21 protein-coding genes and 2 rRNA genes are annotated in these 25,235 nt (G+C 72.3%); all 23 read right to left on the reverse strand.

Translation table 11 applies throughout. The features are described from left to right. Nucleotides 1-77: 77 nt before the first annotated feature. Nucleotides 78-1,505 carry a Fe-S cluster assembly protein SufB gene (sufB, locus tag IXW69_RS05525; protein ID WP_194785389.1) on the reverse strand — a complete coding sequence of 476 codons (1,428 nt, stop codon included), beginning with the start codon at nucleotides 1,503-1,505 and terminating at the stop codon, nucleotides 78-80. Nucleotides 1,506-1,525: 20 nt separating this feature from the next. Next, nucleotides 1,526-2,260: a helix-turn-helix transcriptional regulator gene (locus IXW69_RS05530; RefSeq protein WP_194785365.1), complete on the reverse strand. Its 735-nt coding sequence runs from the start codon at nucleotides 2,258-2,260 to the stop codon at nucleotides 1,526-1,528. Between the two features lie 323 nt (nucleotides 2,261-2,583). Next, the gene (locus IXW69_RS05535) at nucleotides 2,584-3,579 is read right to left on the reverse strand and encodes a LacI family DNA-binding transcriptional regulator (protein WP_194785366.1); all 996 of its coding nucleotides are present in this window, start codon (nucleotides 3,577-3,579) and stop codon (nucleotides 2,584-2,586) included. 163 nt (nucleotides 3,580-3,742) lie between these two features. Continuing rightward, nucleotides 3,743-4,660, reverse strand: a complete 918-nt coding sequence (locus IXW69_RS05540; RefSeq protein WP_194785367.1) for a glycoside hydrolase family protein — start codon at nucleotides 4,658-4,660, stop codon at nucleotides 3,743-3,745. A gap of 10 nt (nucleotides 4,661-4,670) precedes the next feature. Next, a complete protein-coding gene (locus IXW69_RS05545) occupies nucleotides 4,671-5,630 on the reverse strand; it encodes a carbohydrate ABC transporter permease (protein ID WP_194785368.1) in 960 nt (319 codons plus the stop codon). A gap of 1 nt (nucleotide 5,631) precedes the next feature. Next, on the reverse strand, nucleotides 5,632-6,474 hold the full coding sequence (locus IXW69_RS05550) for a carbohydrate ABC transporter permease (protein ID WP_228524838.1): 843 nt from the start codon (nucleotides 6,472-6,474) through the stop codon (nucleotides 5,632-5,634). A 220-nt stretch (nucleotides 6,475-6,694) separates the two neighbouring features. Then, nucleotides 6,695-7,999, reverse strand: coding sequence for an ABC transporter substrate-binding protein (locus tag IXW69_RS05555; protein ID WP_194785370.1), 1,305 nt, complete (start codon nucleotides 7,997-7,999; stop codon nucleotides 6,695-6,697). An 87-nt stretch (nucleotides 8,000-8,086) separates the two neighbouring features. Beyond that, complete coding sequence (locus IXW69_RS05560) at nucleotides 8,087-9,091, reverse strand: LacI family DNA-binding transcriptional regulator (protein WP_194785371.1); 1,005 nt, start codon at nucleotides 9,089-9,091, stop codon at nucleotides 8,087-8,089. A 184-nt stretch (nucleotides 9,092-9,275) separates the two neighbouring features. Beyond that, nucleotides 9,276-9,968, reverse strand: coding sequence for an NUDIX domain-containing protein (locus IXW69_RS05565; protein ID WP_194785372.1), 693 nt, complete (start codon nucleotides 9,966-9,968; stop codon nucleotides 9,276-9,278). Next, on the reverse strand, nucleotides 9,965-11,722 hold the full coding sequence (locus tag IXW69_RS05570) for a CTP synthase (protein WP_194785373.1): 1,758 nt from the start codon (nucleotides 11,720-11,722) through the stop codon (nucleotides 9,965-9,967). Before IXW69_RS05570 ends, IXW69_RS05565 begins: the two co-directional genes overlap by 4 nt. A 73-nt stretch (nucleotides 11,723-11,795) precedes the next feature. Then, the gene (locus IXW69_RS05575) at nucleotides 11,796-12,923 is read right to left on the reverse strand and encodes a glycosyltransferase (RefSeq protein WP_194785374.1); all 1,128 of its coding nucleotides are present in this window, start codon (nucleotides 12,921-12,923) and stop codon (nucleotides 11,796-11,798) included. Further along, the gene (gene murJ, locus IXW69_RS05580) at nucleotides 12,920-14,572 is read right to left on the reverse strand and encodes a murein biosynthesis integral membrane protein MurJ (protein ID WP_194785375.1); all 1,653 of its coding nucleotides are present in this window, start codon (nucleotides 14,570-14,572) and stop codon (nucleotides 12,920-12,922) included. Before murJ ends, IXW69_RS05575 begins: the two co-directional genes overlap by 4 nt. After that, the gene (locus IXW69_RS05585) at nucleotides 14,573-15,487 is read right to left on the reverse strand and encodes a hypothetical protein (RefSeq protein WP_407646531.1); all 915 of its coding nucleotides are present in this window, start codon (nucleotides 15,485-15,487) and stop codon (nucleotides 14,573-14,575) included. Then, nucleotides 15,484-16,422 (reverse strand): copper transporter, encoded by a 939-nt coding sequence (locus IXW69_RS05590; protein ID WP_194785376.1) that lies wholly within the window; start codon nucleotides 16,420-16,422, stop codon nucleotides 15,484-15,486. Before IXW69_RS05590 ends, IXW69_RS05585 begins: the two co-directional genes overlap by 4 nt. Before the next feature lie 108 nt (nucleotides 16,423-16,530). Next, nucleotides 16,531-17,757: a putative cytokinetic ring protein SteA gene (gene steA, locus IXW69_RS05595; protein ID WP_194785377.1), complete on the reverse strand. Its 1,227-nt coding sequence runs from the start codon at nucleotides 17,755-17,757 to the stop codon at nucleotides 16,531-16,533. Then, entirely contained in the window at nucleotides 17,754-19,583 is a 1,830-nt protein-coding gene (gene recN / locus IXW69_RS05600; protein WP_194785378.1) for a DNA repair protein RecN, read from the reverse strand. The genes steA and recN overlap by 4 nt, the downstream gene beginning before the upstream one ends. Then, entirely contained in the window at nucleotides 19,580-20,479 is a 900-nt protein-coding gene (locus IXW69_RS05605) for an NAD kinase (protein ID WP_194785391.1), read from the reverse strand. The genes recN and IXW69_RS05605 overlap by 4 nt, the downstream gene beginning before the upstream one ends. 101 nt (nucleotides 20,480-20,580) lie before the next feature. After that, on the reverse strand, nucleotides 20,581-21,444 hold the full coding sequence (locus tag IXW69_RS05610) for a TlyA family RNA methyltransferase (RefSeq protein WP_194785379.1): 864 nt from the start codon (nucleotides 21,442-21,444) through the stop codon (nucleotides 20,581-20,583). A gap of 79 nt (nucleotides 21,445-21,523) precedes the next feature. Next, nucleotides 21,524-21,781: a hypothetical protein gene (locus IXW69_RS05615; RefSeq protein WP_194785380.1), complete on the reverse strand. Its 258-nt coding sequence runs from the start codon at nucleotides 21,779-21,781 to the stop codon at nucleotides 21,524-21,526. Nucleotides 21,782-21,788: 7 nt separating this feature from the next. After that, complete coding sequence (locus IXW69_RS05620; protein WP_194785381.1) at nucleotides 21,789-22,883, reverse strand: HAD-IIA family hydrolase; 1,095 nt, start codon at nucleotides 22,881-22,883, stop codon at nucleotides 21,789-21,791. Nucleotide 22,884: 1 nt separating this feature from the next. Further along, entirely contained in the window at nucleotides 22,885-23,811 is a 927-nt protein-coding gene (locus IXW69_RS05625) for a hypothetical protein (RefSeq protein ID WP_228524872.1), read from the reverse strand. A gap of 887 nt (nucleotides 23,812-24,698) precedes the next feature. Then, a 5S ribosomal RNA gene (rrf, locus tag IXW69_RS05630) occupies nucleotides 24,699-24,817 on the reverse strand. Nucleotides 24,818-25,011: 194 nt separating this feature from the next. Further along, nucleotides 25,012-25,235 (reverse strand): 23S ribosomal RNA (locus IXW69_RS05635); the annotation flags it as partial.

Genomic DNA, 25,235 nt, shown 5'->3' on the forward strand with positions numbered 1-25,235 from the left:
GTGGTGACGAGAAGGTGGAGGGGGGCCGGACCGCCGCGCGTCCCTGCGCCGCGGCGCCCGGTCGAGCCCGGGCCGGCTCAGCCGACCGAGTTCTCCATCTGCAGCTCGATGAGGCGGTTGAGCTCGAGCGCGTACTCCATGGGCAGCTCGCGGGCGATGGGCTCGACGAAGCCGCGCACGATGGTCGCCATGGCCTCGGTCTCGGACAGGCCGCGCTGCATGAGGTAGAAGAGCTGGTCCGCGCTCACCTTGGAGACGGTGGCCTCGTGCCCCATCTCGACGTCGTCGGTGCGCACGTCGACGTAGGGGTAGGTGTCGGAGCGGGAGATCTCGTCGACGAGCAGCGCGTCGCACAGGACGTTCGACTTCGAGTGGCGCGCGTTCTTCATGATCTGGACGAGCCCGCGGTAGCCGGAGCGGCCGCCGTGGCGGGAGATCGACTTCGAGACGATGTGGCTCGAGGTGTACGGGGCCATGTGGACCATCTTGGCGCCCGTGTCCTGGTGCTGGCCCTCGCCGGCGAAGGCGATGGAGAGGGCCTCGCCGCGGGCGTGGGGACCCATGAGGTAGACGGCGGGGTACTTCATGTTCTTCTTGGAGCCGATGTTGCCGTCGACCCACTCCATCGTGGCGCCCTCCTCGCAGGTGGCGCGCTGGGTGACGAGGTTCCACACGTTGTTGGACCAGTTCTGGATCGTCGTGTAGCGGACGCGGGCGTTCTTCTTGACGACGATCTCGACGATCGCGGAGTGGAGGGAGTCCGTGGAGTAGATCGGGGCGGTGCAGCCCTCGACGTAGTGCACGTAGGAGTCCTCGTCGGCGACGATGAGGGTGCGCTCGAACTGGCCCATGTTCTCCGTGTTGATGCGGAAGTAGGCCTGGAGCGGGATCTCGACGTGGACGCCCTTGGGGACGTAGATGAAGGAGCCGCCGGACCACACGGCGGTGTTGAGCGCCGCGAACTTGTTGTCGCCGGCGGGGACGACGGAGCCGAAGTACTCCTGGACGAGCTCGGGGTAGTCGCGCACCGCGGTGTCGGTGTCAACGAAGATGACGCCCTGCTCCTCGAGGTCGGAGCGGATCTGGTTGTAGACGACCTCGGACTCGTACTGTGCGGCGACGCCGGCGACGAGGCGCTCGTGCTCGGCCTCGGGGATGCCGATCCGGTCGTAGGTGTTCTTGATGTCCTCCGGCAGCTCGTCCCAGGAGCTCGTGGGGCGGTCCGTGGAGCGCACGTAGTACTTGACCTGGTCCATGTCGAGGTCGGACATGTCGACGCCCCAGGTCGGCATGGGCTTGCGGAGGAAGGTCTCGTAGGCCTTCAGCCGCTTGGCGAGCATCCACTCGGGCTCACCCTTGATCGCGGAGATCTCCCTGACGACCTCCTCCGACAGGCCTCGCTTGGCGATGGAGCCGGCGGCGTCGGAGTCGTGCCACCCGAAGTCGTACTGGGTCGAGATGGAGTCGATGATCTCGTCGTCGCTGTTGCGCGGCGTCTCGTTCATGGTCTCCGTCACGGGCTGTGTCATCGGGTTCCTTCCGTTCGCTGGGGCCGGCGGCCCCGCGGGTCTGTTGCGGCTCGCACGGCGCGCTTGCGCAGTGCGGGCATGGCGATGGGGACGTGGGTCGTGCAGACGTGGTCGCCGCCGGCGAGGGTGGCGAGGCGCTGGACGGGGACGCCGAGGAGTCGGGCGAAGGCGTGCGTCTCGGCCTCGCAGAGCTCGTGGAACTGGCCCGCGACGTCGCGCACGGGGCAGTGCCCCTGGCAGAGCTGGACGGCGTAGGTGCCGTCGCCGACGTCGCGGACGGTGGCCGCGTAGCCGTCGAGCGTGAGGGCGTCCGCGAGCGCGGAGGCTCGGTCCGCGGGGTCCTTGCCGGCAGCCTCGACGACGGGCATGTAACGGCGCTCGAGGTCGCGGCCGCGGGCCGCGGCGAAGGAGTCGACGGCCTTGTCGCCGGCGACCTGCTGGAGGTAGGTGAGGGCGCGCCCGGCGAGCTCGGAGTAGCCCTCGGCGAAGGTGGTGCGCGCGTCGGGGGTGGCGACGTAGTGGCGTGCCGGGCGGCCGCGGCCGCGCTTGCCGCCGGCCGCGGGGGTGTGGACCTGGATATCCCCGGTCTCCTCGAGGGCCGTGATGTGACGCCGCACCGCGGCGGGCGTGAGGTCGAGGACGCGGGCGAGCTGTGCCGCTGAGACGGGGCCCTTCTCGACGATGAGATCGAGGACGCGGGCCCGGGTGGAGTCGTCGTCGGCCTGGTTCATGGCATCTCCTCTCGGTCTCATCGGTGAGCCCGGTCGGCGGAGGCCGGCTGGGCGGGGTGGGTGCGAGGCTCGCGCGGGGCGGGCTCCGGATCCACGACCAACTTTAACCAAGATCTTTGTTCCCATATTCAACGCTGGCAAGTGCGGCGGCGCCGAGAGGGAGTGGCGTCGGGCACGCTTGTCTTCCATGGGCGACGCCTATGGGCCGCGGTCGTGCTGAGGGGAGTCCGCCCGCCCGCGGGTGAGGACGACCTGCCGCAGGCGCGAGAGCCCGAGACCCGGCGGACCGGGGCGGCGTCGACGACGCGACCGCTGAGCGCGCCTCAGAGCGCGGGCGGCGCCGTCGACCCTCGCTCGATGAGCTCGCAGGTGAAGACCGTCGGCATCGGGGGCAGGTCGCCTGCTCCCCCGATGAGCCCGCTCGTCACCCACTCGGCCATGTCCCGACGCGGAAGGCGGAGGGTGGTGAGCTGGGGTGCCACGTTCTCCGCGAGGACGGTGAGCTCGTCGAAGCCGATGACGGAGAGGTCCTCGGGCAGGCGCAGCCCGAGGGTGCGGGCCTGGCGATAGACGGCGAGGGCGAGGGCGTCGTCGTAGCAGAAGACGGCGGTCGGCGCGTCAGGACGGGTCAGGAGGCTGCGCGCGGCGCGGTCGGCGCCGGTCGGCGTGCCGTCGCAGGCGACGACGAGTCCGGGATCGACCGTGAGTCCGGCCGAGGCCAGCGCAGCGACGTAACCGGACTGTCGCAGGCGCACGGTGACGTCGTCTTCCCGGTCGAGAGTGAGGTGCGCGATGCGCCGGTGGCCGAGGGCGAGGAGGTGCCCGACGGCCTCGACGGCGCCCGTCTCCTCGTCGGCGACCGCGCCGGGGACGCCAGGCCGGTCGGCGTAGCCGTTGAGGACGGCGGCGTGCTCGAGGGCGCGGTCGACGTGGACCTTCTGGCGGGTGGTGGGGGCGTAGATGACGGCGTCGACGCGACGCTGGCGCAGCTCGCGGACGGCGTCGCGGGCGTCCTTGGCGGTGTGGCCGAGGTCGGTGACGAGCATCGACCAGCCGGTCTCGCGGCACACGGCGAGGACGTCGGCGAGGACGGCACCGGAGGCGTTCGAGCGCTCCGAGACGAGGCCGAGCGTGCGGGTGGACCGGGAGCGCAGCGAGCCGGCGACCGCGTTGCGGACGTACCCGGCCTCGTCCGCGGCTGCCTGGACGCGCTGGGCCGTCGCCTTGGCGACGCGGCCCTCCGCCTTGCCGGACAGGACCAGGGAGACCGTCGCGGTGGAGACGCCTGCGGCCGAGGCGACGTCTGCCAGTGTGACCACCCTCGGCCTCCGTTCCTCGCACGTGCTCGCGGACGCCCTTCCGTGCGCGTCCGGGGGAGATTGTGCGTGCCCCGGGGCGCCGTCGTCAAACGATTAACGCCGGAGCGGGCGCCTACCTCAGAGGTGAACGCCCGCTCCGCCGAGGGAAGGGCGTCGCCGCAGGTCAGTGACGTGCGACGAGCTCGATCTCCTCCCACGGGATCGGGTCCGGCGCGCTCCCCACGAACGCGCCGTCCACGACGTCGTTAAACCCTGAGTAGACCCAGGTGCCGTCGCGCAGCGGCAGCAGCTGGCCCGCGTAGAGGTGCTCCGGCCGGACGTAGCGGGCTCCCGCGATGTCCCAGGGGCCGAGGGGCCCCTCGCCCTCCGCGACCCAGACGCCACCGGGGCCCGGCTCGGCCTGCATGTCCTGCCCACAGGAGAAGATGAGCAGATGGTGCCCGTCCACCTCACGCGACTGAGACACCTCGAGCTGTCCGAAGGGAGCCCCGGGCTCCGTGAGGGGCGGGAGCACCTCCCAGTGGTCGAGGTCGTCGGAGACGGCGTGCCCGATGACACCGGCGCGAAGGCGGTCCACGCCCTTCGCACGCGCGGTGACAAGCATGTGCCAACGGCCCTCGTGCTGGAAGACGAAGGGGTCGCGCCACGGCTCGTCCCACGGGTAGCTGGGGTTCCACTTCTCGTACCAGCGTCCGTCGGCCACGACAGGCTCGCTCGTCGCCCTCTCGAAGGTGATGCCGTCGACGGAGTCGGCCCACCCCACGCGCTGGACCATGCCGGCCTCGGCGTGTGAGATCCCCGTGTAGAAGACGCGTAGCGTCCCGTCCGGCTTGACCACGGTAGAGCCCGTCCAGATCGCCTTGTCGTCGAAGGCCGGACCGTCGGAATGGACCAGCACGTCGGGCATGAGGGTCCACGTCCGGGCGTCGGTCGAGACCGCGTGCCCCATCGAGGCGTTGAAGTGCCTGCGATCGGGGTCGTGGAGCGCGCGGGAGGCGCGCAGGAAGAACAGGTGGTACTGCTCGCCGTCGTCGGCGATCCAGTGGTCCCACAGCCAGTGGTCTGCCAGCTCGAGTGCCATGGTCGCCGCCTCAGCCCTTGACCGCCGTGCCCGCCAGCGAGGCCACGAAGGACCGCTGGAACAGGACGAAGATGATGAGGACCGGCAGAGTGATGAGCGTGCCGTAGGCCATGATCTGTCCCCAGACCGGGTTGAGCTGGAAGAAGTACTGCATGCCGACGCTGGCCGGCCGCATCGACTCTTCTTGGATGACCATGAGCGGCCACAGGTACGAGTTCCACGCCGGGAGCATGGTGATGATGGCGACCGTGGCGAAGGTCGGCCCGGACAGCGGCACGATGATCCGCGAGTAGATCGTCCACCAGGAGGCGCCGTCCACCCGGGCGGCCTCGTCGATCTCCTTCGGGATGTCGCCGAAGTGCTGGGCGAACAGGAAGATCGCGAGCGCGTTGGCGACGAAGGGCAGGATCTGCACCTGATAGGTGTTGAGCATCCCCTGCTTGGCGAGGAAGCCGTCGACCACCCACTGCACGGAGGGCAGCTTGGCGACCCAGTAGACGAGTGGGACTGCGATGGTCTCGAAGGGGACCATGAGCGTCGCGAGCACGAGCGAGAGGACGATGTTCTTGCCCTTCCAGCGCATGCGGGAGATCGCGAAGCCGATCATGGAATTCACGATGAGACCGAGCACCACGATGGCCACGGTGACGACGAGGGAGTTCGTGATGAACCGTGCGGCGGGCACGCGGTCGAAGACGCCCGAGTAGTTGTCCATGGACAGGTGCCCGGTCGGCAGGAACGCCTTGAGCGACCTGAGGTCGGCGAAGATCTGCTGGTCGTCCTTGAAGGAGGAGAAGACCATGAACAGGAGGGGGAAGACGGCGACGCAGGAGGCCAGCACGAGGCCGATGTAGGTCAGGACCTTGCTGCGCTTCTCGGTGGCGGCCCGGCCGCGGCGAGGGGAGTCGTCGGCCTCCTTCAGGGTGTCGACGAGCGCGGTGGCGGTGGCGGCGGTGTTCTCGGCGGCCATGTCAGTCCTTCTCCCTGGTGAGCCAGCGCTGCACGAGACTGATGAGCAGGACGGCGACGAAGAAGATGAGCGAGATCGCGGATCCGTAGCCCATGTCCTGCTCGCGGTAGCCCTTACGCACGGCGTGGTAGACGATCGTCGAGGTGGCGTCCTGCGGGCCGCCCGAGGTCATGACGTCGACCTGGACGAACAGGCCGAGGGCGGCGATGGTGATGGTGACAAGGATGAAGACCATCGTTGAGTGCAGGCCCGGCCAGGTGATGTAGCGGAAGCGCTGCCAGCCGTTGGCGCCGTCGAGGTCAGCAGCCTCGTAGAGGACCGGGTCGATCATCTGCAGGCCGGAGAGCCAGATGATCATGTGCAGCCCGACCGCCTGCCAGATCGACAGGACGATGATCGCGGGCATCGCGGTGCCGGGGTTGTTGAGCCAGGCCACGGCGGTCCAGCCACCGCCGGTGATCGTGTTGAGCATCGAGTTGAAGAGCCCGTTGTCCTGGTAGAAGAAGCTCCACAGGATGGATACGACGACCATCGAGGTCACCACGGGCATGAAGATCATCGTGCGGAAGGCGGTGACGCCCTTGACCTTCTGGTTGACGAGGATTGCGAGCGCGAGGGCGAGCCCGGACTGGCAGGGCACGACGATGAGGGCGAAGAACGCCGTGTTCGTCAGTGACCGGATGAAGGTCGGGTCGTCGGTGAAGGCGCGGACGAAGTTCTGCAGCCCGATGAACTGCGGCGGGTTCGGGGAGATGAGTCTCGTGTTGGTGAAGGACAGGATGAAGGTGAGCAGGATCGGGATGCCCATGAAGAGCAGGAGGAGCAGGAGGGCCGGCGAGCTCATGAGCCAGGCCGTCCTTGCCTCCCGACGCAGGGCCGCGGACCTGCCGCGGCGCCTCGTGGTGGTGGACGCTGCCATATCGGTTCCCTTCCCAACGTGACGGCCTCGTCACGCCGGATCGGTGGGGTGTGGGGATGGTGGGTGGACCCGTTGGGACGACCGTGCGGGATCGCGGTCCCGCGGGCCCGTGGCGGGCGGCTGAGCCGCCCGCCACGGGTGGGACTCACTTGGCCTTGTAGCCGTCGTTGGACTTGATGTCCGCGTCGATGTCCTTGGCCGCCTGGTCGAGGGTCGACTTGACGTCCGAACCCGAGACGATGTCGCGAGCCGCCTTGTCGAAGATCGAGGAGATAACCTTGTAGCCCGGGGTTGCCGGACGGAGCAGCGCGTACTTCTTGCCGATCTCGTAGACGGGCTCGAGCGGCTTGCCCTTGCCGTAGTACTTCGTCTTCGGCGTCGCGGACTCCACGGAGGGGAAGTTGCCGATGGCGTCGGAGTACTGGACGAGGTACTCGTCCTGCATGAGGAACTCGATGAACTTGTTGGCAGCCTGGGCATTCTTCGAGGATGAGGACACGCCCCACTGCCATGAGCCGCCGCCGACGTGGGCGCCCTCGCCGAAGTCGACGGGCGGGAGGATGAGGACGTCGTCCTCGCCGAAGGTCTCCTGGGCCTTGAGGACCTTCCAGCCGCCGGCGTAGACGAGCGGGACCTTGCCCTGGAGGAAGTCCTGGCCGTCCTTGGCTGGGGTCTCGGAGGCGTACTTGCTGGTGAAGAGGGAGCGGAACCAGGTGCCCCACTCAACGGCCTTGTCGCCGTTGATGAAGCCCTCGGCCGTCTCGAAGGTCTTGCGGTCGATGAGGTCGCCGCCGAAGGACTGGAGCATCGGGGCGTAGGCGTAGGGCCACCACTCGGCGGTGTCCCAGACCGACATGTCGATGGCGTAGTCGAAGTCGTCGAGCTTGGAGAGCTTGTCGAGGGCGTCCATGAACTCGTCCTTCGTCCACGGCTCGTCGACGGTCGGGACGGTGACGCCGGCCTTGTCGAAGGCGGACTTGCGGCCGAGGAAGCACAGCGAGGTGTCGTAGGGGCCGACGGAGTAGAGCTTGTCGTTCCACACGCCCTTGGCGGAGTCGATGATCTTGTCCTGCAGGTCCTGCGAGATCGTCAGGGGCGAGAGGTAACCGGCCCAGGCCCAGTTCGGCATGATCGGCCCGTCGAGGTCGAGGATGTCGGGGAGGTCGCCGGAGACGGCCGCGGAGGCGATGGCGTCGTTGTAGGACTCCTGCGGGAAGGACTTGAGGGTGACCTTCGAGTCGGGGTTCGCCTTGTTGAAGCCGTCGACGGCCGACCGGACGACGGCGAGCTCCTCCTTGTTGCCGCCGTTGTGGGTCCACAGCGTGATGCCGCCGGAGCCCGAGCCGCCGGAGGCGGAGCCCGAGCCGGACTGGGAGGAGCAGGCGGCGAGCGTGGCGGCGACGGCGGCCACGGCGCTGACGCCGAGGAACGAGCGGCGGGTGGTCATCATGATGGCACTCCTTTGTGTGTCAGCGTGACTGGTGGGGATCTCACTCCGCCCGACGGGCGGAGAGCTGGAGGGGCCCGAGGCAGTGGCTCAGGCGGCGGGCGGCGCCGTGGAGGCGCGCTCGATGAGGGGACAGGGGAAGAGGATCAGCTCCGGGAGCTCTCGGGCGCGCCCGGCGGCGAGCTCGCGGGTGAGCCACTCCCCCATCTCCCAGTGGGGCAGACGCATCGTCGTGAGGAGCGGGTCGAGGTTCGTGGAGATGAGGGTGAGGTCGTCGAAGCCGACGACGGAGAGGTCGCGCGGCACGGAGAGCCCGAGGCGAGCGGCCTGGCGGTAGACGCCGGCCGCGAGGCCGTCGTTGTAGCAGACGATCGCCGACGGGCGATCCGGCCGGTCCAGCAGACGGCGTGCCGACTCGTCCGCACTGAGCGGGTCACTGCCGCCCGCCACGACCACGGACTCGTCAACGGGGAGACCGTGACCCGCCATCGTCTCGCGGAAGGCCTTCTCGCGCAGGCGAACGGCGATCGTGCCCCGCGAGTCGTGGGAGACGTAACCGATCCTCGTGTGGCCGAGTCCGATGAGGTGCTCGACGGCGTCACGGGCCCCTTGGTACTCGTCCGGGACGACCCCCGGAACACCCGGTGTCCCCGCCTCGCCGTTGAGGACGACGACGTCGTCGAGCTGTTCGGGAACGTCGACGACCCGGTGGTACATGGTTGCGATGACGACGGTACCGACCCGGCGAGCGACCATCTCGCGGACCGCGTTCTCCGCCGCCACTCCGTCGCGACCGGAGTCGGTCAGGAGCACGGACCACCCCAGCTCCTGGCTGGTGGAGAGCAGGGCGTCGATCATCGACACCGCATAGGGGGTCGAGAGGACACGCTCACCGATGACGCCGATCGTGCGCGTCTCACCGTTGCGCATCCCGCCGGCGAGCGCATCGCGGACGTAGCCGAGCTCGTCGGCCGCCGTGCGGACCCGCTCGGCCTTGCGCTCGGCGACGCGTCCCTCGGACTTGCCCGAGAGCACGAGTGAGGCTGCTGCCTTGGAGACGCCGGCTGCCGCGGCGACGTCGGCGAGGGTCGTCATCGTCCCTGCCCCCCTTTCGGTTCGGAGGGCCCGGCGTCGGTGCCGAGCATGGGAGGAGCATGACTCACGACACACCTCAATGTCAACCGGTTAACGTCCGGACTTTCAGTAGATTAACCGGTTCACGTTCGTGGTGCCGTCCGGGATGGTGCTCGGAGCCCCGCCGGGCTCCACGAGACAGCCCTCAGAGGCTCTCTGGGCTCCTCAGCCACGGCGCGTCCGCCGGACGCAGTCCCTCCCAGCCGCGGGCACGAGCCCGGTCGGCGGCGAGGACGCCCATGACGGTCGAGGGGTTGTGGAGCTCGCCCGCGAGCACGCCCGCCACGACGTCGTCGAAGCGGAACCACGTCGGCACGAACTCGGCCTCCTCGGCCTCACGCTCGATCCTCTCGGCCTCGAGGAGCATCGAGATCCCCCGTGCGAGGAAGGAGCGGGCCCCCTCGGTGGTGAAGCCGGGCGAGGCGTAGTAGTCGACGAGCGCGTGCCAGGTGGCCGCGCAACGGTCGGTCTCCTCGGCGAGCTCGCGCTGCGCGGCGACGAGCGGGTCCTCGCCGGGCACGTCGAGCAGGCCGGCCGGAATCTCCCACAGGTTCGCGCGCACCGGGTGACGGTACTGACGGACCATGAGGATCTCGGCGCCGCCGTCGGGCTGGGAGGACTCCTCCCCCTCACGCAGGGCGACGACGTTGACGGCGTCGTGGTGGCGGACCACCTGACGGCGCAGCGGCTCGGTCCCCTCGGCGAGGACGATCCTCTCGTCCTCGACCGTGAGGATCGGGCCGGCCCAGACGTGCTCGGAGGAGACGACCTCGCGGGTGTCGCGCTCGTCAACGGGACGGCCGGCCGCGTGACCCGAGGCCTCGGCGCTGGTGCTCACTCCTCGCCCTTCTCGGGCTCCGGAGCCGTTCCAGTGACCACCTCAGCGGCCTCGTCGCCCTGGTACCGGGCGGAGTAGAGCTCGCGCTGACGCTCGAGACCGGCCTTGATGAGGCCCGCGAAGAGCGGGTGTGCGCGGGTCGGGCGGGACTTGAACTCCGGGTGGGCCTGGGTGGCGACGAAGTAGGGGTGCTGCTCGCGGTCCAGCTCGACGAACTCGGTGAGGTGCCCGTCCGGCGAGGTGCCGGAGACGTGCAGGCCCACGGACTCGAGCTGCTCGCGGTACTCGTTGTTGACCTCGAAGCGGTGGCGGTGGCGCTCGGAGACCTCGGTCGTCCCGTAGGCCTCGGCGACGATCGAGCCCGCGGTGAGGGCGGCCGGGTACGCGCCCAGGCGCATCGTGCCGCCGAGGTCGCCGCCGCCGGTGACGAACTGGCGCTGGGCGTCCATGGTGCTGATGACCGGGTACTGGGTCTCGGGCTCGAACTCAGTGGAGGAGGCTCCCTCGAGAGAGAGGAGGTCGCGGGCGACCTCGATGACCATGCACTGGAGGCCCAGGCAGAGCCCGAGCGTCGGGATCCTGTGCTCGCGGGCCCAGCGCAGGGCTCCGAGCTTGCCCTCGATGCCGCGCACGCCGAAGCCGCCGGGGACGACGACGGCGTCGGCGCCGCCGAGGGCCCGCTGGGCGCCCTCGGGGGTCTCGCAGGTGTCGGAGGCGATCCAGCGCAGGTCGACCTTGGCGTTGTTGGCGAAGCCGCCGTGCTTGATGGCCTCGGCGACGGAGAGGTAGGCGTCGTGGAGGTCGACGTACTTGCCGACGAGGGCCACCTCGAGGCGGCTCTTGGGCTCGTGGACGCGCTGGAGGAGGGCGTCCCACTCGGTCCAGTCGACGTCGCGGAAGGTGAGGCCGAGGCGCTGGACGAGGAAGGCGTCGAGGCCCTCGCGGTGGAGGGTCGGTGGGACCTCGTAGATGGAGGCGGCGTCCTTGCACTCGATGACGGCGTCGCGGTCGACGTCGCACATGAGCGCGACCTTGCCCTTGACGCCCTCGGGCAGGGGCCGGTCGGTGCGCAGGACGAGGGCGTCGGGCTGGATGCCGATGGAGCGCAGGGTCGCGACCGAGTGCTGCGTGGGCTTGGTCTTGAGCTCGCCGGCGGCCGGGAGGAAGGGGATGAGCGAGACGTGGACGAAGGCGACGTTGTCACGGCCGAGGTCGGCACGGACCTGGCGGGCGGCCTCGAGGAAGGGCTGGGACTCGATGTCGCCGACGGTGCCGCCGATCTCGGTGATGATGACGTCGGGGACGTTGCCGTCGGCGTCGGGCTCGGCCTGGGCGCGCATGACGGCCTTGATCTGGTCCGTGATGTGCGGGATGACCTGGACCGTGTCCCCGAGGTACTCGCCGCGGCGCTCCTTGGCGATGACGGTCTGGTAGACCTGCCCGGTCGTCGCGTTGGCCTTGCCGGAGAGGTTGACGTCGAGGAAGCGCTCGTAGTGGCCGATGTCGAGGTCCGTCTCGGCGCCGTCCTCCGTGACGAAGACCTCGCCGTGCTGGAAGGGATTCATCGTGCCCGGGTCGACGTTGATGTACGGGTCGAGCTTCTGCATGACGACGCTGATGCCGCGGGCCCGGAGCAGGCGACCCAGGCTGGAGGCCGTGAGGCCCTTGCCGAGGGAGGAGACGACGCCGCCGGTGACGAAGATGTGCGCAGGGGTGCTGGTCTGATTCCCGCTCGAGCGGGGGCTGGTGCTCATCACGGAATCCCAGCATAAGGCATGGCGGGCGCCGGGGACGGCCCCGTCCGTCACGCCGGCGTCACACGAGCGCTCAGGCCGGGTCGGTCGGCAGGAGCACGGCGCGCAGCTGCTCGGCGAGGTCCTCGGCCCCGGGCAGGCTCGCGGCGGCGGAGGAGGACCGGGAGCGGGCCGCGGTCAGCGCGGCGTCGTCGGCGAGGAGGCCTGCGACCGCGTCGGCGAGCGCGACCGCCTCCGGCTCGACGAGGACGGCTCCCCCGCGAGCGGTGACGGCGGTCCCGCCGACGTCGGTGGCGACGACGGCGGCCCCGACCCGCAGCGCCTCCTGGACGGTGAGGGGCTGCCCCTCCCACAGGCTCGTCTGGACGACGACGTCGGCGGCCTCCATGAGGACGCCGACGTCCTCGCGGCGGCCGAGCAGTCGGGCGGGCAGGTGCTCGGCGCGGATCCGGGTCTCGAGCTCGTCGCGAAGGGGGCCCTCCCCCGCGACGGCCCAGGTCATGGGGGCGGCGCCCCGCTCGGTGAGGAGCACGGCGGCGTCGAGCAGGAGGTCCAGGCCCTTCTGCGGGGCGAGCCGGGCGACGGTGAGGACCCGCCGGCCCGCACCGGGCCAGGCCGACTCGACGGAGGAGGCGGTGGGCGCGAGCCCGTCCGTGCGGGCGGCGGGCGCGGGGATGACGGCGAGGGCGATCTCGGCGGCCCCGCGCTCGCGCACGGTGTCGACGATGTCAGGGCTGACGGCGAGGACGGCGTCGGCGCGCGCCGCGATGAGGGCCTCGAGCCGTTCGCCGACGGCGCGGGTCGCGCGGCTCCCGACGGTGCGGTTGTGGAGGGTGACGACGAGGCGGGTGCGTCCCGGGCGCCGTCGTCCGAGGGCGAGCGCGGCGAGGGAGCCCGCGCGCAGGCCGTGGGCGTGGACGACGTCGGCGCGCCGCCCGAGGCGGCGCAGGCGCGCGACGGCGAGGGCGTCGGAGGGACGCGGCGCGGGCCCGACCTCGAGCGCCTCGGAGCGCGCGGCACCGAGGTCGAGACCGGTCAGGACGGCAGCGGGCGCCTCGACGACGACGTCGTGGCCCTCGGCGGACAGGAGCCGGGCGCACTCGCCGAGGTGGGCGCGGACGCCCCCGGCGGCGGAGCCGGAGACCTCGAGGAGGCGGCGACGGGGCGTTGCGGGCTCGTGCTGGTCGTTCGTGCGGGTCACGGGAGCTCCTGGGGCTCGGTGCGGGGCGCCTGCCCGTCGGGCTCGCTCGCGCCGCGTCGGCGCAGGGCGGACAGGAGGCTGCGGTCGGTGAGGTGGACGGCGAGCAGGACGAGGGCGGCGGTCACGACGGCACCGAGGACGGCGATCACGACGCAGCCGGTCGTCCCCGTGGGCACCTCGCTGAGCCGGCGGAGGGCCAGGCCCGCGACCGCCGCGACCGGCCCGCCCACCACCACGGCGCGCAGGCTCGGCCGAAGGCTGACCGCGCCGGTCCGGCGCGCGAGGACGACGAGGAGCGCGCCGCCAGCGACGAGCATCCCGGCGCTCTGGCCGACGCCGAGCGCGACGAGAGTGGCGGCGCCGTCCCCACCGTCCGGAGCGGCGACGTGGACGGCGAGCGCGGAGGCGAGTGCGACGGTGAGCCAGCCGGCGGCCGTCGCACTGGCGGCGGAGCGGGCGGAGTCGGCGGCGAAGAGGACGCGCGTGCCCTGGTAGATGAGGGCGTAGCCGATGATCCCGGGGGCCATCGCGACGAGGGCGGCGCCCATGCCGTCCACGTCGGCGAGGAGGGCGAAGAAGCGTTCGGCGCCGGCGGAGGCGGCCACGAGCACGCCCGCGCCGGCGGTGGCGACGGCGGTGACGAGGGCCGTGGCGGCGCCCGTGAGGCGGACGGCCTCTGGGGCGGGCCTCTCACCGCTCGGGCCGGGGCGCTCGAAGGCCGCGGCGAGCCGCGGGTACAGGACCGTGGCGACGGGGACGGCGAGGACGGCGTAGGGCAGGACGTAGACGGCCTGGGTGTACTGGTAGACCGCGACCGTTCCCGTCCGTCCGCCTGAGCGGGCCAGGGCGAGCACGACGAGGACGCTCGCCTGCTGGGCGACGAGGGTGAGGACGCCTGCGCCGCCGAGCCGAACGACGCGGGAGGCGGTGCTCCGCTCGAGGCGCAGGGTGGGCCGGACCCACAGCCCGAGGCGCCTGGCCGGGATGAGGAGCGGGAGCGAGAGCGCGGCGACGCCCGCGGTCGTGCCCCAGCCGAGGACGAGGAGCGCGGCTCGCGAGGCGGTGCCGTCCGCGGCCCCTCCGGTCATGGCTCCGTAGACCCCGTAGGTCGCCATGACGACGAGCGAGGAGAGGACGGGGGTCAGGGCCGGCCAGGTGAAGCGGTGGTGGGCCTGGAGGACGCCGGTGAGGACGACGCCGACGCCGTACAGGGGCACCTGCAGCGCGAACATCCGCAGGAAGCTCGTGACGAGCTCGCGCTGGAGGACGGGATCGACACCCTGGGAGGTGGGGAAGAGGTCTGCGATGGGGCCGGCGACGAGGGCGAGGACCGCTCCCGCGGGCACGAGGACCACGAGGACGAGCCCTAGGAGCCCCCCGGCGGTCCGCTCGACCTCGTCACGGCGACCCGAGGCCACGGCGGAGGCGAGCAGGGGCACGACGGTCGCGGACAGGGCGCCGCCGACGACGACCTCGTAGAGGACGTTGGGAACCTGGTTGGCGGTGGCGTAGGCGCCGGCGACGGTCCCGGCGCCGACGGTGGTCGCCTGGACGACCCAGCGCAGGAAGCCGAGAGCGCGGGAGACGAGGGTGAGGCCGGCGACGCCGCCGACCGCGGCGGCCGCTCCCCCGCGGCGCGTCCCGCGCACTCAGGCCTCCTGCCGGCCGAGCGCGTCGAGGGCGGCGAGGGCCGGGGTGCTCGCGATGACTCGGGAGAAGGAGACGCGCTCGCTGGCGAGCACGAGCGCGGTCCCGGCGGTGGCGGCGACGGCGCGCAGGAGACGGCTGGGATGGGCGGCCGCGGCGGTGCCGACGAGGGCGCCGAGGGCGTTGGCGCCCGTGTCGCCGAGCATGGTGCGCTCGGCGAGGTCGTCGGGGGCGGCGGTCGCGGCAGAGGCGAGGGCAGCGGCTGCCAGGCGGCGCGTCGTGGCGGCGTCCTGCCCGGGGGCCAGGCTGAGGGGCGCAGCGAGGAGCGCGGAGGCCTTGAGGGCTCGTCCGGGGCGGAGATCGAGGAGGTTGTGGACGTTGGCCCAGGAGGCGATGGCGACGGCGCTCACCGCGGCGTCGGCGAGGAGCCCGCCGGTGGGCCGGGGCCCTGCTCCGTCCGGGGCGCGGCCCCGGGCGGCGCGTTCGGCGGCGAGCACGCCGCCGGCGGCGACGGCACCCGCGCCGATGACGCCGATCTTGAGGACGCCGGTCGTGACGCGTCCCTGGGCCAGGGCGGTGAGGTGACCGCGCAGTCCCTTGGCGGGGGCGTCGCCGTCGTGCGCTCCGGCGTCGAGGTCGTCGACGGCGCCCGCGAGCCCGCCGCAGGCCGTGGCGACGACCGCGGGGGCGCTGCCTGCGGCGGTGGCCCCGGCGACGGAGCCGACGGCGAGGCCGGCCCCACCGCGCAGGCTCACGCACCGCCCGTGGAAGTTGACGCGCTCGAGGAGGTGGTCGGGATCGGGACGGAGCGGTCCGCCGGGGAGCAGGGCGTGGCCCATGAGGGCCGTGGCCCCACCCGCGCAGGCGGCCGACGCGGCTGATCGGGCGAGGCCGGTGCCCGGTCGCACGGGGCTCACTTCCCCGTCGGCGGGATGACGGCCGAGGCGCCGTCGTCGAAGCCGTAGGAGGCGACGGTGCCCGAGGCGGTGGAGGCCAGCGCCAGGGGCGCGGAGACGGCGGCGGTGACCTGGCCGACCGAGTCGATGGTGGTGACCTTGACGTCGCCGGAGCGGAGGGAGGCGACGAGCCCGCTTGAGGACTGGGCGGCGCCCTCGACCACGGTGGTGCCCTGCGAGGCCGCGCCGGAGAGGGCCTGAGCCCACGCGTCGTTCTCGTCGACGGCGGTCGCGGCGGCGGTCGCCTTCGCGGCGGCGTCGGCGGTCCCGTCCTCGGCGACGTCGCGCGGACCGATGACGAGCACCATGTCGGACCTGCCACTGGGCTTGGAGTCGACGGTGGCGAGCGGCTGGTCGGTCGCGGTGAGGAGGTCCAGGAGCGCGGTGGCCTTCTCGCCGTCGGTCGTGAGGGCGGCGACGAGGCCCTGGCCGAGGACGGCGTTCCCGCCCTCGTTCGACGCGCTGTCGAGGTAGCCGGCGAACTGGCCGGAGTAGGTGGAGCGGAAGGTCTCGCGGCCGGGGTCGGTCCAGGCGTCGGTGAGGGTGAGGCGCCCGTTGACGGTGGCGCCGGCGGCCTGGAGCTGGGTGGCGGCCGCGTCGACGTCGTCGTTCTCCGCACCGGGGAGGGTGACGACGGCGACCTTCTTGCCGTCGAGGGTGCCGGGCAGGACCGTCGTGGCGAGCTGGGTGATGTAGGAGTCGCGGTCGTTGACGGCGCTCTCGGTCTGCTCGAGCTGGGTCTGGAGGGCGTTGCGGTCCGCGCGCAGCGAGGTGACCTGGTCGTTGAGGGCGGTGCCGAGCGAGTTCTGGAGAGGTCCGGCGCCGAGGACCACGCCGACGGCGAGCGCGAGGAAGACGCTGATGAGCGAGACCAGGTGGTATCGGAAGTCGATCATGGGGTGGTCCGTGGTCCTTTTCGGTCTTCTGGTCGGTCGTCTGGTCGGTCGGGGTCCGTGGTGGTCCGGGGGTGCGTGTCGGCGGCGTGCTCGCGTGGTCGCCGGGTGCTACACCGACGGCGAGCTCGGTGACAGGTGCAGGAGCGAGCGGAAGAAGGTGAGGATGTCGTCCCACATGGCGCCCGAGAGCCCCAGGAGGGTCTGGCCGCCCGGCGTGGCGGCGAGCGCCACGAAGAGGGCGATGAGGCCGGCGAGGGCGAGCAGGAAGAGCTGCCAGCCGGAGATGCGGGCGCGGTAGAGGCGCGAGACGCCCTTGGCGTCGATGAGACGGCCGCCGAGGCGCAGGCGCGTGAGGAAGGTCGAGGACATGCCGGCACGTCCCTTGTCGAGGAACTCGAGGAGGGTGGCGTGGGTGCCGAGGGCGACGATGAGCTCGGCCCCGGACTCGTCGGCCATGAGCATGGCGATGTCCTCGCTCGTGCCCGTGGCGGAGAAGACGACGTGCTCGACGCCGAGGTCCTCGACGCGCTTGAGGCCGGGGGCGCGGCCGTCGCGGTAGGCGTGGACGACGACCTCGGCGCCGGAGCGCAGGGCCTTGTCGGAGACGGAGTCCATGTCCCCGACGATCATGTCGGGCTTGAAGCCGGCCTCCATGACGGCGTCTGCGCCGCCGTCGACGCCGATGATGACGGGCTTGTACTCGCGGATGTAGGGCTTGAGGGCGGCGAGGTCCTCCTTGTAGGAGTACCCGCGCACGACGACGAGGACGTGCCGCCCCTGCATCCTCGTGCGGATCTCGGGGACGCCGACGCCGTTGAGGAGGAGGTCGCGCTCCGAGCGCATGTACTCCATGGTGTTCGCGGCGAAGGCCTCGAGCTGGACGGACAGCCCCTCCTTGGCGTCCTCCATGGAGGCGGCCACGGTCCCGCGGGTCTGGACGGTGCCCTCGGCCACGGGGCCCGCGGTGCCCTCGGCGTAGACGGCGCCGGCGGGGCCGGCCTCCCCAGTCAGGTCAACGGCGACGACGGATCCCTCGGCGAGGCGCATGACGTCGGGCCCGAGGTCGTCGACGAGGGGCACGCCGGCGTCGAGGAGGATGCCGGGGCCCAGGTTGGGGTAGCGCCCGGAGACGGAGCGGGCGGCGTTGAGGACGGCGGCGGGCCTGCGCTCGACGAGGGCCTCGGCGGCGACGCGGTCGAGGTCCGCGTGGTCGATGACGGCGATGTCCCCCGGCTGCAGGCGCTTGGTGAGCGTCTTCGTGCGTACGTCGACCCGGACGACGCCGCTGGGGCGCTCCGGGTCTGACGGCGACTGCTTGCGGAAGGGGTTCCTCACGCTTGGGATTCTGCCACGCGGGCCTCTTCGAGCAGCTCAGCGGCGTGCCGCAGCGCGGCCTCGGAGTCGTCGTGCCCGGAGAGCATCCTCGCGAGCTCGGTGACGCGCTCCTCTCCCTCGACCCGGACGACCGAGGTGCGGGTGCGCGGCGCGCTCGCACCGGTACCGCCGTCGGTGCCGCGGCCCACGTCGCCGGCGTCGTCGGCGGGCGAGGTCTCCTTGCGGACGACGAGCTGGGTGTCGGCCCAGGCGGCGACCTGGGCGAGGTGCGTGACGACCACCACCTGGTTGCGGCGGGCGAGGCGGGCGAGGCGTCGGCCGATCTCGCGTGCGGCGCGGCCGCCGACGCCCGCGTCGATCTCGTCGAAGACGAAGGTGCGCGGGTAGAGGTTCTCGGGCTCCTGGCCGGACTGGTCGGCGTCGCCGAGGGCCTGGGAGGCGTCGGCCAGGACCACCTCGAGGGCGAGCATGATGCGGCTGAGCTCACCGCCGGAGGCGCCCTTGCCGAGGGCGAGGGCGGGCGCGCCGGGGTGCGAGACGAGCTGGAGGGTGACGGTCTCCGCCCCGGTCGGACCGGGCTCGTCGAGCGGGTCGAGGGCGACGACGAGGCGCGAGCCCTTCATCTGGAGGCCCTCGAGCTCGGCGGTGACAGCCTGCTCGAGCCGTTCGGCGAGGCCGCGGCGGGCGGCCGTGAGTCGCTCCGCGAGGCGGCCGAGCTCGGCGTCGGCCGCGGCGAGCTCCTCGGCCAGGCGGGTCTCGCCGTCCTGGGGGCCGTCGATCTGCGCGAGCCGCTCGGCCCAGGTGCGCGAGGCCGCGAGGAGGGCGTCGACGTCCTCGATCGGCTCGGCCGCGTCGCCGAGCTGGCGCAGGGCGCGCGCGAGGGCGCCTCGGCGGTTCTGTACCCAGGCGAGGCGGGCGGGGTCGGCGTCGAGGGCCGCGAGGTACTCGGTGAGCTCGGCGGAGACGTCGGCGGCGAGGATGCCGAGCTGGTGGACGCGCCCGGCGAGCTCGGTGAGCGCGGGGTCGACGCCCGTGACGGGTGCGAGCGCGCGGTCGGCGGCGGCGATGAGGCCCGTGACGTCGGGATCGTCGCCGACGGCGTCCTCGTCGCCGGTGAGCGCGGTGCGAGCCGTGGTGGCGGCACGGCGGAGGTCCTCGGCGTGGTCAAGCCGGTCCGCCTCGGCGGTGAGGACGGCGTCCTCGCCGGGCGACGGGTCGAGCTCCTCGACGGTCTCGAGCCACGTGCGCAGGCGCGCGACCTCGGCGGCGCGCTCAGCGGCTCCGGAGCGCCACTCCTCGAGCGACTCGGCGGCGGCGCGGCGGGCTCGGTGGGCGCGCGCGTACTCGCGGCACAGCGCGGCGTGCGCAGGGCCTCCGAGGGAGTCGAGGGCGGCGCGCTGGGCGGCCGCGGACCGCAGTCTGAGCTGGTCGGCCTGCCCGTGGACGGAGACGAGGTGGTTGCCGACGTCGGCGAGGACGGAGGACGGGACGGTGCGCCCGCCGAGGTGGGCCCGGGAGCGGCCGGAGGCGGGAACGGTGCGGGAGGCGAGGAGGAGGTCCTCGTCGAGCTCGGCGCCGGCCTCACGGGCACGGTCGGCGGCGCGGGAGGCGGGGTCGAGGGTGAAGGCGCCCTCGATGAGGGCCCGCTCGGCTCCCCCGCGCACGGCGGTGGCCTCGGCCCTCTCGCCGAGGAGCAGCCCGAGAGAGGTGAGGACCATCGTCTTGCCGGCGCCGGTCTCACCGGTGAGGGCGTTCAGACCCGGGCTGAGAACGAGGTCGGTCTCCTCGATGACGCCGAGGTCCTCGATGTGGAGAGAGTCGATCACGCTCGCTCCTCCCCCGTCGGCGTCGGATCGGTGTCGTCGTCGCCGTCGTCCTCGGCGGCCGCGCGCCAGCCCTCGACGGGCAGGTTGAACTTGCGCACCAGCCGGGTGGAGAAGGGGGCCTCGTTGAGCCGTGCGAGGCGCACGGGCCTCTCGGCGCGGGTGACGCGGATGCGGCTCCCGGCGCTGACGGCCAGAGAGCGCCGCCCGTCGCACCAGATCTCGGCGCCGCCGAAGCCGGTGTGCTGGACGACGACCTCGAGGCAGGAGTCGGGGCCGAGCACGAGGGGCCGGGTGAAGAGGGCGTGGGCGGCCAGGGGCACGACGAGGAGCGCCTCCACCTCCGGCCACACGACGGGGCCGCCTCCGGAGAAGGCGTAGGCCGTGGACCCGGTCGGGGTGGACACGACGAGGCCGTCGCACCCGAAGGAGGAGACGGCCTGGCCGTCGACGCCGAGAGCGATCTCGAGCATGCGGGCGCGGTCGCGCTTCTCGAGGGCGGCCTCGTTGAGGGCCCAGCCGCTCTCGACGCGGCCGTCGGGGCTCTCGACCTCGACGTCGAGGGTCATGCGGGTCTCGACGCTGTAGCGGCCCGCGATGACGCCGGCGACGACGGCCTCGATGGCGTCAGGGTCGGCCTCGGCGAGGAAGCCGACGTGACCGGTGTTGACGCCGACGAGGGGGACGTCGCGCTCCCGGGCGATCTCGCAGGCGCGCAGGATGGTCCCGTCGCCCCCGATGACGAGGACGAAGTCGACGTCCGCGTCGCTGCCCTGGCCCACCACCTCGACGCCGTGGGCACGCAGGGCGGCCTCGGCCCGGGCGACGGTCTGCGCGGTCGGCGCGGCCTTGCGGTGCGGCGGGACGGGCTTGTCGTTGAGGTCGCGCTGGAGCACCATGACGCGGCTGACGGGGCTGCCGCAGCGGGCGCTGTCGTGGACGGCCGTCCGCCGCTCGGTCTCCTGCCGGTCCTCGGGCGTCTCGGCACTGAGGTTCTTGCTCATCGGCGGTGCCTCCTTCCGGCGCCGGCTCCGGCGGGCCCCTCGTCGACGGCGCGGCGCACCTCGGCAGCAAGGTTCTCCCCAGTGAGGTCGGTGGAGGAACCGGCCAGGCCCGCGTGCATGTTGAGGAAGTACTCGACGTTGCCCGCAGGGCCAGGCAGGGGCGAGGCGGTGACGGCGTCGATGCCGAGTCCGAGGCCGTGGGCCGCCTCGGCGACGTCGAGCACCGTCTCGACGTGGAGCGCGGGTTCGCGGACGACGCCGCCGTGCCCGAGACGCTCCTTGCCGACCTCGAACTGCGGCTTGACCATGAGGAGGAGGTCGGCGTCGTCGGCGGCTGCGGCGACGAGGGCGGGCAGGACGAGGGTGAGGGAGATGAAGGAGAGGTCCCCGACGATGAGGCCGGGCGCGGGAGCGACGGCCTCGGGGTCGAGGGTGCGCACGTTGGTGCGGTCGAGGACGGTGACGCGCTCGTCGGACTGGAGGGACCAGGCGAGCTGCCCGTAGCCGACGTCGACGGAGACGACGCGCGCGGCACCGCGGCGCAGGAGGACGTCGGTGAAGCCGCCGGTCGAGGCTCCGGCGTCGAGGCAGCGACGGTCCTCGACGCGGGGCGCGAGACCGCGCTCGGTCAGGGCGTCGAGGGCGCCGGCGAGCTTGTGGGCACCGCGGGAGACGTAGTCGTCTCCGCAGGGCGTGATGACCTCGATGGCCTGGGCGGGGTCGACCTGGCGCGCCGGCTTGGTGACGACGGCACCGTCGAGGGTGACGTGGCCGTCGGTGACGAGCTGGGCCGCGTGGGTGCGCGAGCGCGCGAGCCCCCGGCGGACGAGCTCGGAGTCGATGCGGATGAGGCGTGCCATGGTCGGGTGCTTCGCGGTGCCTTCGGGTCGGTGCTGGGGTCGGTGGTCAGTGGGGAGACGGGCTGCCGCCGGACGCTGGTCAGTCCTCGGCGTCGCGCAGGACGGACGTGAGGTCGTCGTGGACACCGGTCAGGACGGCGGCCCGCTCCTCGAGGGGCAGCGTGTCGAGGTCTTCGAGGCGGGCGGCGTGGTCGGGCAGGTGGGCGGCGCGCTCAGCGACTGCCTGGGCGCGAGGCGGTGCGGGAACGGGCCGCGTGCCGCCCGCCGCCGGTCCGGTGCCGGAGGAGGTGCCGGACGGGGCTGTCGGCACGGGCCCGCGCGCCTGCTGCTCGTTCATGGGCTGTTCAGTCGGCGACGACGTGGATCGGCGGGATGGTGAGCCGCGAGGTGTCGCCGTCGTGGGCGTCCGCGTACTCCCACACGGCGCACGCGAGGCCGCGGTAGGCGTCCAGGGAGATGGTGACGGGCTCCTCGGTGGGGGCCTGGGCGAGGACGCCGCGGCCGTGCCAGTCGAGCAGTCCGGCGTCGATGCGGACGCGCGTGCTGCCGACGCGCCACCAGATCGCCTGGTCGCACAGGACGCGCTCGGGCTCGGGGTGCGGCTCGATGAGCCCGCGCAGGTCCGTGTGGAGGTAGCTGGGTCGCTCCTCGACCGGGGCGGTGAGGACGTCGCGGGCCGTGGAGACGCCGGTGAGGACGTGGAGGCCCGGGATGCCGGCGGCGCGGGCGCCCACCTGGTCGGTGTTGAGGCGGTCGCCGACGGCGAGCGGGTTGGTGCCGCCGGAGCGGGCCAGCGCGCGCTCGTAGATGCCCGGGAAGGGCTTGCCGCCCGCGATCGGCTCAACGCCGGAGGCGTGGGCGACGGCGACGACGAGGCTGCCGTTGCCCAGGGCGAAGCCGCGCTCGGTCGGCAGGGTAGCGTCCGTGTTGGTGGCGACGAAGATGGCGCCGTCATTGATGGCGTAGACGCCCTCGGACATCATGGCCCAGTCGACGGACGGGTCCCAGCCCTGGATGACGGCGGCCGGGTGGTCCGCGGCGGAGTCGACGACGGTGAGGCCCGCGTCGGCGACGGCCTCGCGGAGGCCGGCCCCGCCGATGACGTAGACCGGTGAGTCGGCGGGGACGCGCTCGGCGAGGATCGTGGCACCGTCCATGGCGGCGGAGAAGACCTCGGAGGGGTGCCCCTCGATGTCGTTGCGGGCGAGCTTGTCGATGACGGCCTGCGGGGCGCGTGAGGCGTTGTTGGTGACGAACGACAGGCTCATGCCGCGCGCCCTGGCGCCGTTGACGCCCTCGGCGGCGTGCTCGATGCGGGCGTCGCCGGCGAAGCAGACCCCGTCGAGGTCGAGCAGGGCGACGTCATAGGTCTCGGCGAGCGCCTTGCGCGAGCCGAGCAGCGGGGTGGCGAGCGGTGAGACGTCCGCGGGCTGCGTCATCTCAGGCCTCCTCCTCGGTCTCGGGCTCGGCGGTGGCCTCGGCGTCCGCCGTGGCGAGAGCCCCGATCGAGTCGTCGGCGTCGGGCTCGGCGTCGTCGGAGCCGACCGCAAGGGGCGCCTCCGGGTCATCCTCGCCGAGGAGCTCGGCCATCTCGGCCTCGACACGCTGCGCGAAGGAGCCGGACCAGTCGGCGTCCTCGGCGTCGTCGACGTCATCGCCCTCGACGCTGGTGAGGCCGTCCTCGACGACCTCGGCGACGCGGGTGTCCTCGTCGACGGCGTCCTGTGCCTGGGCCTCGGCCGCGGGAGCGACGCCCTGCCCGGGGCCGTCGGGGTCCTCGTCGTCCTCCGCCACGACGGCCTGCGCGGTCTCGTCGTCGAAGTCCTCCTCGATGTCGTAGACCTCGACCTCGTCCTCCTCCTGGACCTCGGGACCCTCACCGATCCGCTCGCGGATCCTGGTGGCCTCGTCGGTCCGGCCGAGCTCCTCGAGCCGGTCGGCGCGGACCGAGTGCAGGCGGCGCAGGGTCTCACGGTCCCCTCGGAACATCATGATGGCCTCCTCGACGACAACGAGGCCCAGCTCGGTCTGCCCCATCTCGTGGCGGACGCCGGAGACGACCATGGCGATCTCGGCCTCCTCGGCGTCGTCGAGCTGACGCGGGTCGGCGTCCTGCGCGGCCTTGAGGGCCCGGTCGAGGTGCCCGAGGGCACGCTCGCAGTCGGCCTCGATCGCCCGGTGGAGGTCGAGGCCCGAGAGCCGACGAGCGGCGCGGATGTCGCGGAGGGCCTCGTGGTAGTGGCCGGAGAGGTAGGCCGCGATGCCCGCGGACTCGCGCACGACGGCGATGCGGCCGGCGTGTGACGCGGCGTGGCGGGCGTGCTGGTAGGCAAGCTCGGGGTCGTCATCGAGAAGCCGCTGCACCATGACGAGGTGCCGCGCGACGTTCTCAGCGTTGGAGCGTCCGAGAGCTCGCAGCTCGCGCCGAGCGCTCGCCTCGAGGTCCTGGGGAGTCACGTTCTCAGGGACCGAGGGTTCGGGTACGCGGTTGCGCTGCGGGGGACGCGAGTCACGACGGTCCTCGCGAGTGAAGCTCCCGCGACCACCCTGCTGCCGCCCGCGACGCTCGTCCCGTCCACGGCCGCCGTAGGAACCGCCACGGCGCGACTGGCCGTCGTGGCTCCGACGAGGCCCGTCACCGCGGCCGCCCTCATAGCGCTGCGCACTGTCGCTCTCGGACCGCCCGTAGCCGAAGCTGCGCTCGCCGTGGCGGTCGTGCCGGCGGTAGCCGGAGCGCTCCTCGGAGCGCCCGTACCCGGGCCGGGCGCCGCCGTCCCGGTCTCCACGGCTGTTCCCGGCGCGGTCGTCGCGTCCGCGACCGCCCGAGCGCCGGTCGTCGCGCCGCTGACCGCCTGAGGAGCGACCTCCGAAACCGTGGCGGTCTCCCCCGCGCCCGCGGGAGTCGCCATTGCGGCGGGAGTCCCCGCGCCTGTCCTGAGCCATGCAGCATGCCTTTCTACGTCGAGCAACGCCTCGTGACGCCACCGATCCGAGCGCAAGCCTACAGTCGCGGCCCTCGCTCCTCGTTGTGGGATGTGCGCTTGCCGCCGGTACGCCGGCTGCCCGAGCCGGAGACGCCCCGTCAGGCGGTCGGCCGTTCGAGCGTCACTCGATGCGCGGGCCTGGAGCCCACGACGAGGGACATGACGTACGGCGCGCGACAAACACGATAAAGGCCGTCCCGAACGCTGACGCGTTCACCCGTAACCCGGGTCCGCGTCGGCGTCGGAACGGCCTTCACCATTCAAGAATGTGCTCGGCGGTGTCCTACTCTCCCACACCCTAGCGAGTGCAGTACCATCGGCGCTGGGAGTCTTAGCTTCCGGGTTCGGAATGGGACCGGGCGTGAAACCCTCCCGCTATGACCACCGAGACGACCAAACAGGCAACACAAGAACATGGCCGTCAACAATCACTATTCACCATGTCGACCACGGAGCCCCCCGCCAGGCAGTGGGCCGGGGTGCCGGCCCCCCGCGTGTGTGGGGTGGTGGGTTGGTCGTGAACCGCACAGTGGACGCAAGCAGAAGCTCGATGCGAACACGCACCACAACCGGGTGGTGTGTGTGTTGTGTTTGTGTCGGCCAATTAGTACCGGTCAGCTCCAACCCTTACAGGTCTTCCACACCCGGCCTATCAACCCAGTAGTCTACTGGGGGCCTACCAGACACCCGAAGGTGTCTGCGGAGACCTCATCTTGAAGATGGTTTCCCGCTTAGATGCTTTCAGCGGTTACCCATTCCGAACGTAGCCAACCAGCCATGCCCCGGGCGGGACAACTGGCACACCAG

Origin of the sequence: Actinomyces haliotis, assembly GCF_015355765.1 — a bacterium.
In the GTDB taxonomy this organism is placed as follows: Bacteria; Actinomycetota; Actinomycetes; order Actinomycetales; family Actinomycetaceae; genus Actinomyces; species Actinomyces haliotis.

What these genes read in the sequence shown, in the direction of transcription:
- sufB (WP_194785389.1), bottom strand. Translation starts at nt 1,505, where the DNA reads ATGAACGAGACGCCGCGCAACAGCGACGACGAGATCATCGACTCCATC.
- IXW69_RS05530 (WP_194785365.1), bottom strand. Translation starts at nt 2,260, where the DNA reads ATGAACCAGGCCGACGACGACTCCACCCGGGCCCGCGTCCTCGATCTC.
- IXW69_RS05540 (WP_194785367.1), bottom strand. Translation starts at nt 4,660, where the DNA reads ATGGCACTCGAGCTGGCAGACCACTGGCTGTGGGACCACTGGATCGCC.
- IXW69_RS05545 (WP_194785368.1), bottom strand. Translation starts at nt 5,630, where the DNA reads ATGGCCGCCGAGAACACCGCCGCCACCGCCACCGCGCTCGTCGACACC.
- IXW69_RS05550 (WP_228524838.1), bottom strand. Translation starts at nt 6,474, where the DNA reads ATGAGCTCGCCGGCCCTCCTGCTCCTCCTGCTCTTCATGGGCATCCCG.
- IXW69_RS05555 (WP_194785370.1), bottom strand. Translation starts at nt 7,999, where the DNA reads ATGATGACCACCCGCCGCTCGTTCCTCGGCGTCAGCGCCGTGGCCGCC.
- IXW69_RS05560 (WP_194785371.1), bottom strand. Translation starts at nt 9,091, where the DNA reads ATGACGACCCTCGCCGACGTCGCCGCGGCAGCCGGCGTCTCCAAGGCA.
- IXW69_RS05570 (WP_194785373.1), bottom strand. Translation starts at nt 11,722, where the DNA reads ATGAGCACCAGCCCCCGCTCGAGCGGGAATCAGACCAGCACCCCTGCG.
- IXW69_RS05590 (WP_194785376.1), bottom strand. Translation starts at nt 16,422, where the DNA reads ATGATCGACTTCCGATACCACCTGGTCTCGCTCATCAGCGTCTTCCTC.
- IXW69_RS05605 (WP_194785391.1), bottom strand. Translation starts at nt 20,479, where the DNA reads ATGGTGCTCCAGCGCGACCTCAACGACAAGCCCGTCCCGCCGCACCGC.
- IXW69_RS05610 (WP_194785379.1), bottom strand. Translation starts at nt 21,444, where the DNA reads ATGGCACGCCTCATCCGCATCGACTCCGAGCTCGTCCGCCGGGGGCTC.
- IXW69_RS05615 (WP_194785380.1), bottom strand. Translation starts at nt 21,781, where the DNA reads ATGAACGAGCAGCAGGCGCGCGGGCCCGTGCCGACAGCCCCGTCCGGC.
- IXW69_RS05620 (WP_194785381.1), bottom strand. Translation starts at nt 22,883, where the DNA reads ATGACGCAGCCCGCGGACGTCTCACCGCTCGCCACCCCGCTGCTCGGC.
- IXW69_RS05625 (WP_228524872.1), bottom strand. Translation starts at nt 23,811, where the DNA reads ATGGTGCAGCGGCTTCTCGATGACGACCCCGAGCTTGCCTACCAGCAC.